Origin of the sequence: Brachybacterium paraconglomeratum (genome assembly GCF_039541415.1) — a bacterium.
Classification (GTDB): Bacteria; Actinomycetota; Actinomycetes; order Actinomycetales; family Dermabacteraceae; genus Brachybacterium; species Brachybacterium paraconglomeratum_A.
Genome location: NZ_BAABGE010000019.1, coordinates 1 through 7,316 on the forward strand (window position 1 = coordinate 1; position 7,316 = coordinate 7,316).

Genomic DNA, 7,316 nt, shown 5'->3' on the forward strand with positions numbered 1-7,316 from the left:
CACGACTATCCCTTCTCGATGCTTCGTTTCGCGACAGAATATAGTGCATCGTCACGAAATTTGGAGAGGGGCGTTGCTGAATCCTCGGGATGATGTGGGGGCGATCGAGCTGCCGCCGCTGTCCGTGGTCGGGAGGTCTGGCCGTTCTCGCTGACGTGATCCCGTTGGGAGGTCGTCTCCTCACTGAGGAGTCCCCTGGTCCCCGCTGGAAGGTTCCGTCCCCTCCTTCGGCTTTGGGAGGGAGGAAGAGGCCCCGGAGGGCTGCCGGAGGCATCCCCCGCTGGATCGTGCACTACGAGGGCACCCCGTCACCCACGGACGAATCGGCCTCCGTTCCGGCCCCGTAGATATGACGTACGTAACACAGTGGGTGGATTTGGTGCCTCGATCGCACCGCGAGAGCACATCGCCGCCCACTACACGGGGTGAAGGGCGCACCACAGCGGAGAGACCTCTCCCGGCGTCCTTCGGAAATGAGTGTTCCGACATGCGTTCTATCCCCGTTGACACCAGCCGTCTGGGCGACCTGCTCGTCCTCTCCGTGAAGGCTTCGACGGACCAGGAGGGCAAGCAGAAGAAGAAGAACTTCGACGGCATCACCATGTGGAAGATCGAGACCCTGCTTCGGCTGGAGGCCCGCGGCACCTTCAAGCCGAAGGCCGAGGTGGTCGAGATCAGCGTGCCGTCTCGCACGGAGCCGGACCTGGAGCCGATGTCCACGCTCCTGCCGCAGGGCCTTGTCGCCCGCTCCTGGGAGATGAACGGCCGGAGCGGCATCGCGCTCTCCGCTGACGCGGTGGAGGCGATCTGATGCGCCCGCTCCAGCGCCGCGAGGTGGACATCGCTGTCGAGGCTGTGACGGACCCTGATCCCTTTCAGGAGGAGCTGACCACGGATCTGATCCGGCTCATCACTCTGTTGGAGTCGTCTGCTCGTGCATCTGCATCGGCCGACCTGACGCGTCAGGGCGTGTACGGGGCCGACCCGGTTCGACGGCTGTTCGAGTCCCGTCAGAGCTGGGATGCCCGTAAGCGAGAGCACCAGGCTGTTCGCTCTGCGGCCAAGGAACGGGCTCGCGCTGCTGCGCAGCAGCTGGATAAGAGTCGCACCGGGCTGACCGACGCGGTGCGGCGGCTCGCGCAGCGGATCGAGACCGCGGAGCACGACCTGGCTGTCGCTCAGCGTGATCTGGGTCGCGCTGAAAAGGCGCTGCAGGTAGTCCGGATGACCGGCGGCGCGCCTGATCAGGGCGATCAGGGCGATGAGAGCTGAGTCCTACGGTCAGACAGACGAAGGCCCCGCGTCCCTCTACGCCTGGGGATGCGGGGCCTTCTACGCCTAGCGGTCGCGGGGATTGCCGTCCCCCGACCGGTGACACACCCCGATGAGGAGGGCGTGTGCGATGAGCATACGAGCATCGGCCCGGAGTGGGCCAGCGGGCAGTGCGTTCGGCCTGTTTTCCGGGCGAGCGTCAGCGAGCCAGCGAGGGCCGCAGGACCCGACGCCGAAGGCGCGGAGCGAAGCGGGAGCGCCGAAGGCGGGAGGGGCCGTAAGACCCTCGTCCTGCTTAGCAACTGGCACATCTGGACCAGTTGCTAAACGACGCCCCGCAGAGGCCCGGCCCCTGCGCGATGAGCCCTGCAGTCGAGCTGCCCACACGAACTGCCGAAGCGGCAGCGCGAGTACTCCATCCAGACCAACGGCACGAGCTCCAGAGAGGACCGACCAGAAGCCAGACAGAGCACGAAGCATCAGCTCAACACCCCCGAGATAGATCCCGCCGAAAACATCCTCAGTACGCCCACAAGCAGAGACACGATCCCCAGCATCAGGCACGCCCCCAGAACGCAGAAGCTCAGAAGTAACAGGACGACGGACCTCTGGCACCAATGCGTCCCCGGAGGGACAACGTAGTACCCCCGTGTAGGGTGTTAGCGGGCGTGCTCGAGGAGGTAGAGATGGGTCGACAAGGCCGCGTGAGATGCCCTGTGTGCGGCGGGCAGTTCACTGCCGGGCGCCGTACCTACTGTTCCGATCAGTGCCGCAAGCGCGCACAGATGCGCCGCTACCGCGCCCGCCAGGCGGGGCGGCTTCCCGCCGCCTCGCGCACCCCGCAGACCCCCGTCGCGGTGCCCCGGCCACGGCGCTGGGTCGAGGGCCTGCCCGAGGACCTGCAAGCAGCCCGCGGCCGGCCCATGACGCATGAAGAGCTACACGACGAGCTCTACGACTTAGCCGAGATCTCAGCCCAGATCGCATGCCTCTCGCGTCAGATGCGAGACCGCATCGAACGTCTCCAACGCGACGAGCTCTGGACACAGGACCCAGGCTTCACGAGCCTGGACCAGGCTCTGGGGCACGCACTCTTCCTCGCGGCGTCCGAGGCGCCCCCACTGCTCGAGGCCATCACGGCGGCCACCGGCACCACACCGAAGCCCTCCCCGTATCGCAGCTGAAGCACCACGGTCGGTGACGTGGCCGACCGGCAGAGTTCAGCTCTGATCTCAGAGATCGACCTGGATTCGTCGTTCGGGATCCAGGCCTCGCAGCCCCTCGACGGCGAGGCGCTGAGCCTCCTCCCCATCTACTAGACGGATCCCCTGTGGATGCTCCTGAGTACGCTCCGCTCCAACGCCGCGAACTCGGAAGAGATGCGGCGGGAGCTGCTCGAGCCACTCCGCGATTGCCTGCGCCGGCCCCACATACGTCAGGGGGTAACCGCTCCAGTTCGTCTGCTCGAGGATGCCGCCCTCGACCAGAGCATCGAGCCCCCGGACATCCAAGAGCGTGCCGATCGGAGGCAGCCGCTCCCCCGTCTCCGGGTCCGTCGTGTACCCCGTGAATGCCAACATGGACACCGCCCTTCCGTGACAGATACCTCCAGCATGCAGCACCACTCGGCAGCAGGGCTGCAGCGGACCGGCGTAGCTGATCTGGCTTGCCTGCTGGGTGGACCGGAAGGATGTGTATAGGGCGTTCCCTGCTTTGCAGGGCGCGACACGCCGCCTGGTTCTGTTCCAGGAACGTTGGTCTCCGTGTAACGTGAACCGCATGGCACAGAAGCGAAGTGGAGGTCGTCCGAGCAAGGGCGACCGTGCGGATATCAAGACCCGCATCCCGACCACCAGCCGCGACAAGCTGTACGAGTATGCGGAGCTGGTTGGAGAGTCGGTGACGGACCTTACCGCTGCCCAGCTCGTGCCGTGGATCGCCAGTCTGGACTTGGAGAAGGCGCGCCTAGGCGCAGCTCAAGAGAGCCTGGAGATAGATCGAAAGACCGCATAAAGACTTCACCCCCGCAACCTGTTGGCGCAGGTCCGGGGGTGGTGAAAGAAGTCTTGGGGGCCAGTTGGCGCTGGTGATCCCCGAGGTGAGATGAAAGGAGGTTCATCAACTTGGTACCCCCAGAGTACGGGGGTCGCGTCACCGTAGGCAAGTACGGTGAGCACGGCGTGTCTACGGACACCCCGACGACCCTCCCAGCCGACCTCTCCTGGCGCCTCACCGCGCCGGTGATCGCAGGGCAGGCGCGCATGCGCCTAGGCAAGCCTCAACGCGATAGCCGCGTCAGCTACCCCGCCAGCACCGAGCGGGACCTCACTGCTCAGCTGCCCACGAAGCCCGCCGCCGTCCGGCTCTACAGCAACGCCGGCCACTGCATCGTTCTCGCTCTCGACTTCGATGCGAAGGCCCGGACCCCTGAGCAGATCGCCGACGTCGCGTACGACGTCTTCCAGGCCGAGGCCTTGCTCGACCAGGCCGGTGCTTGGTTCCTCACCGACCACGCCCACGGCGGTTCCCACATCTACGTCCTCCTCGAGCAGCCCCTTCCCTTCCTCGAGGCGCGCGAGCTCGTCGAGGCCATGGCCCAGCGCTGGGCGACACTCGATCCCTCCCCCCATCAGTCGATCGCCCGAGGTTGCATCACCGTCCCCGGCAGCGTCCACAAGCTCGGTGGCCATCGACAGCTCACCATCAGCGAACGCTCGCTGCGCGAGCGTGTCGACGGGCTCCGCACACCCGCCCGCGCTCTCCGCCAGCTCCGCCTCACGCTCCGCGACGAGATCCTCCTCGTGCAGGCCAAGCGCGCCGCGACCGCCGCGGCCGAGCCCCACAGCACCCCCGTCGTCTACGAAGCCGGCGCCGGCCGCGTCATGGGCCAGAAGTACCTCTCCCTCGCCCTCGAGGGCGACTGGGCGGCCTACGGCTACGACAGCCCCTCAGAAGCCCGCTGGGCCGTCCTCTGGTCCGCCATGGCCACCGGCCTTAGCCGCGAGGACGTCGCCGCGCGCATGAGCGACGGACGCTGGCCCGGCCTCTGGGCACTCCACGCCCACCGCCCCCGGCCCTGGCGCTCCTTCGCCGGCGACTGGACCCGCATGGAGCCCCTGTTCAGAGCCAAGAACGAAGCGCAGGGGGACTCCGTCCATACATCTGACACAAGCGCCGTCTCTCACACGGGGGAGCCCTCCGTCCGTGACACCCACGGCATGATCCGCACCTGGCGCAGCCTGCTCCACGAGGTGGAGACCCGAGAATTCCCCGGTGCCCCCGGCTGGACCCGCCGCCTCCTCCTCCGCGCAATCGCCAAGCAGTCCCACGAGATCGGCTCCACCCTCACCGCGACCGGCATCCGCGGTCTCTCCCTCGCAACCGGGCTCAGCATCCAGACCGTCGCCACACTCCTCCGCGAGCTCTCCACCCAGGACGACCCCTGGATCACCCTCACCCTGCGCGCCCACGGCCGCGACGCCGCCGCCTACGAGCTCCGCATCCCCGACCGCCACGCAGCCACAGCCGAGACCGTGCGCTGGATCCGCGGGAAGGCCCACGCCCTCCGCCCCGTCTTCGAGCGCCTCGGGACCCCCGCAGCCCTCACCTACGAAGCCATCGAGCACGGCCATGGCTCCTCCCCCGCGACCATCCAGGCCCGCACCGGCCTCTCTCGCACCGCCGTCACCGACGCCCTCGCCACCCTCACCGGCTGGAACCTCATCGACGGCCACGCCGACGAGGGCTACTGGCTCACCAGCGACGACCGCGAGCTCGAGCGACTCGCCGAACGCTTCGGCGTCACCCACGCCCGCGCCACCAAGATCGCGGCCTACCGCGAACACCGGCGCATCTGGTGGGCCTACCTCGAGCGCCACCACATCGCCCTCCACGCCGACGACCTCGAAGCAGACCGCGAGATCCGAGCCCTCCTCGACGAAATGCGCCTCAACGACCTCGATCCACCCCCACCCAACGCCAGCAGGCCAGCACGCCAGCACGCACTAGAAGGTGTCGCATGACCCCCACCCAAGCGCGGAGACACCGCGCGCACCTTGCACGCCGCCGACGAAGCATCCGAGTACTGCGCGCTCTATGGCGACCGCTCCGACTTACCACCCCGGGAGCTATCCCCCACAGCACCGCATGGGCACTCCTCGGCGGGCTCTACAGCACCACGTGGCTCACAGCCACCATCGCCGCACTCATCCTGGCCTTCTACCCCCAGCCCGGCCCCGCCGGCACCCAGGACGCCTGGACACTCTTCAACAGCCTCATCCCCGTCCTCGCCCTCACCTTCGCAGGCCTCGCCATACTGCAGCTCCTCGCCAAGACCACCGACACCCCTCCATCCACCATTGGCGCTGGCATGCCAGCAGGCTGGCGCGGCAGCGTCGCCACCTTCCTCCTCGCGACGCTGATCTTCCAGATGTGAGGCGTCATCACCAACGCACTGGAAACGATCCCCGGACTACCGGACCAAAACTCCTTCCCCTGGACTCCCCCGAGCAGCCCCGATGCCGCGGCCCTCCTCGTCTACGACAGCATGCTCAGCGGCGCCGTTGAAGAGATCATCGTCCTCGCCGTCCCCGTGGTCGCCCTGCGCGCCGCCGGCCACCGCTGGCCGACCATCCTCATCACCGCCGTCCTGCTGCGGACCGCGTTCCACGTCTACTACGGCGTGATCGCGATCCCCGGCCACCTCGTCTGGGCTCTTGCCCTCGCACTGCTTTACATCGCGACCGGCCGCATCTGGCCCCTCTTTCTAGCCCACGTGATGAACAACGGCATCGCCTCGCTCTACTACGTCATCCACCAGAAGCACCCCAACGCAGCCACCACCTTCCTCGGTGCAGCACAGGCCGTCGCGATCCTCTGCGCCATAGCCGGCCTACTCCTCGCGATCCTCCTCTGCAGCGCCCTTCGCGCCGCACGCCGCCAAACCCGGCCGACACCGGCATGACGGCATGCCGTCAAGATGGCGCGCTGTCTTGCCAGCACGCCAGCACGCCAGTATGGTGGCAAACATGAAGACGATCGCTGTAGTGAACCTGAAGGGTGGCGTCGGCAAGACCACGGCCGCCATCCTCATCGCGACCCAACTCGCCGAACTTGGGCACACCGTGACCGTGCTCGACATGGATACCCAAGGGTCCGCCACCGACTGGGCACGAATCGCCGACGAAGACGGCACGCCCCTGCCGTTCGAAATCCGACCCGCCAACCACGCCAGCCTCCGCAGCTACAAGCCGACCACCGACTTCACCGTCATCGACACGCCCCCCACCGACCCGAGCGTCGTGGATGCAGCCGTGAAGGTCGCCGACCTCATCATCGTCCCCACGCCACCGGGGTTCATGGACACCGACCGCACCTGGAGCACCGTCGAGGTCACCGCCACCCAGGTCCCCACCTACGTGCTCCTATCCCGCTTCGACGGACGCACGAACGATGCCGCCGACTTCGCCTCACTCCTCGATGAGCGAGGCGTCGGCCGGTTCGAAACCGTCATCCCCGCCAGCGTCTCTATCGGGCGACTCCGCGGCACCATCCCGAATCCGAGCAAGTTCCGCTTCGACGACCTCACCACCGAACTCCTGGAGGTGCTCTGACCATGGCCACCAAACCCGCAGACCGCTTCGCCGCCCGCCCTCGAGCCAACGCCCGCTCGACCGGCAGCGCCAAGGACGCCTTCATCGACCCGTCCTCGCTGGCAGCCGACGAGATGAGCAAGCTGACCATCCGACTCCTGAAGTCGCTCCACAAGGACGTGAAGGCTGCGGCTCTCGCCGAGGACGTCAGCGTTCAGGAATGGATCCAGGACGCCATCAATCAGAAGCTCGCCAACAAGACAGCTCACTGACAACCCAGCATGCCAGCACGCCAGCACACCCGAGGAAGCCGCGATGAGCGCCGCCGCAGCGGCTCCGGGGGCAGTGCGCTGATGCGCTTGCGGATGGCCGGTGCGATCGCCTCGAGGGCCCGCTCCCGCACCACTGCGTGATTCGGCAGCGTGTACAGCATCGAGCTCGGAGGCACGCCGG

General features: G+C 67.2%; 11 protein-coding genes. 9 read left to right on the forward strand and 2 right to left on the reverse strand.

Annotated features, from left to right (window positions below):
• Positions 1-487: 487 nt before the first annotated feature.
• From ABD893_RS16955 to ABD893_RS16965, 3 genes are all read left to right on the forward strand, one after another.
• Entirely contained in the window at positions 488-811 is a 324-nt protein-coding gene (locus ABD893_RS16955; RefSeq protein ID WP_345083185.1) for a hypothetical protein, read from the forward strand.
• A complete protein-coding gene (locus ABD893_RS16960; RefSeq protein ID WP_345083188.1) occupies positions 811-1,272 on the forward strand; it encodes a hypothetical protein in 462 nt (153 codons plus the stop codon). Before ABD893_RS16955 ends, ABD893_RS16960 begins: the two co-directional genes overlap by 1 nt.
• 785 nt (positions 1,273-2,057) lie before the next feature.
• Complete coding sequence (locus ABD893_RS16965) at positions 2,058-2,456, forward strand: hypothetical protein (protein WP_345083191.1); 399 nt, start codon at positions 2,058-2,060, stop codon at positions 2,454-2,456.
• Between the two features lie 48 nt (positions 2,457-2,504).
• On the opposite strand, the gene ABD893_RS16970 is transcribed toward ABD893_RS16965, so the two are convergent.
• Positions 2,505-2,852 (reverse strand): hypothetical protein, encoded by a 348-nt coding sequence (locus ABD893_RS16970; protein WP_345083195.1) that lies wholly within the window; start codon positions 2,850-2,852, stop codon positions 2,505-2,507.
• A gap of 199 nt (positions 2,853-3,051) precedes the next feature.
• Between ABD893_RS16970 and ABD893_RS16975 the strand changes: the two genes are divergently transcribed.
• The 6 genes from ABD893_RS16975 to ABD893_RS17000 all read left to right on the forward strand — a co-directional run bounded on the left by ABD893_RS16975 (position 3,052) and on the right by ABD893_RS17000 (position 7,135).
• Positions 3,052-3,285: a hypothetical protein gene (locus ABD893_RS16975; protein WP_114306458.1), complete on the forward strand. Its 234-nt coding sequence runs from the start codon at positions 3,052-3,054 to the stop codon at positions 3,283-3,285.
• A gap of 167 nt (positions 3,286-3,452) precedes the next feature.
• The gene (locus tag ABD893_RS16980; protein WP_345083198.1) at positions 3,453-5,294 is read left to right on the forward strand and encodes a hypothetical protein; all 1,842 of its coding nucleotides are present in this window, start codon (positions 3,453-3,455) and stop codon (positions 5,292-5,294) included.
• On the forward strand, positions 5,291-5,707 hold the full coding sequence (locus ABD893_RS16985; RefSeq protein WP_345083201.1) for a hypothetical protein: 417 nt from the start codon (positions 5,291-5,293) through the stop codon (positions 5,705-5,707). The genes ABD893_RS16980 and ABD893_RS16985 overlap by 4 nt, the downstream gene beginning before the upstream one ends.
• Positions 5,708-5,734: 27 nt before the next feature.
• The gene (locus tag ABD893_RS16990; protein ID WP_345083209.1) at positions 5,735-6,235 is read left to right on the forward strand and encodes a CPBP family intramembrane glutamic endopeptidase; all 501 of its coding nucleotides are present in this window, start codon (positions 5,735-5,737) and stop codon (positions 6,233-6,235) included.
• A 64-nt stretch (positions 6,236-6,299) separates the two neighbouring features.
• Entirely contained in the window at positions 6,300-6,884 is a 585-nt protein-coding gene (locus ABD893_RS16995; protein WP_181870182.1) for a ParA family protein, read from the forward strand.
• 2 nt (positions 6,885-6,886) lie between these two features.
• Positions 6,887-7,135 (forward strand): toxin-antitoxin system HicB family antitoxin, encoded by a 249-nt coding sequence (locus ABD893_RS17000; protein WP_114306462.1) that lies wholly within the window; start codon positions 6,887-6,889, stop codon positions 7,133-7,135.
• Here ABD893_RS17000 and ABD893_RS17005 read toward each other — a convergent pair.
• The coding region (locus ABD893_RS17005; protein WP_345083206.1) for a hypothetical protein at positions 7,129-7,316 on the reverse strand (188 nt) is incomplete at its 5' end. The two genes, ABD893_RS17000 and ABD893_RS17005, sit on opposite strands and share 7 nt — an antisense overlap.